The organism is Enterovibrio qingdaonensis (assembly GCF_028683135.1).
In the GTDB taxonomy this organism is placed as follows: Bacteria; Pseudomonadota; Gammaproteobacteria; order Enterobacterales; family Vibrionaceae; genus Enterovibrio; species Enterovibrio qingdaonensis.
On sequence record NZ_JAJUBB010000081.1, the window covers coordinates 1 to 367 of the forward strand.

Annotated in this window: 1 protein-coding gene; it reads left to right on the plus strand. The window is 58.6% G+C overall.

The features are described 5' to 3' along the window. A partial coding sequence (locus LRP49_RS25205) for a VCBS domain-containing protein (RefSeq protein ID WP_274146422.1) occupies positions 1 to 367 on the plus strand: 367 nt, incomplete at both ends.

Sequence of the window (367 nt, forward strand, 5' to 3'; positions counted from 1 at the left end):
CAGGGACTGATGATGCGGCTGTCATCACGGGTGACACCACTGGAGGTCTCACCGAAGATGCGGGCGCACAAACTGCGACAGGTATCCTCACCATTACCGATGCGGACACAGGTGAAACGCCAACCATTCCAAACGGTACGCTGGCGGGTGACTACGGCTCTTTAACGCTCGTTGATGGTGCATGGACCTACACCGCTGACAGCGCATCCATTCAATCGTTGGCTGATGGCGACACCGCGACCGACACCATCACAGTCACCGCCTCTGACGGCACGACCCAAGACATCGTGATCACCATTACGGGTACTGACGATGCGGCTGTCATCACGGGTGACACCACTGGAGGTCTCACCGAAGATGCGGGCGC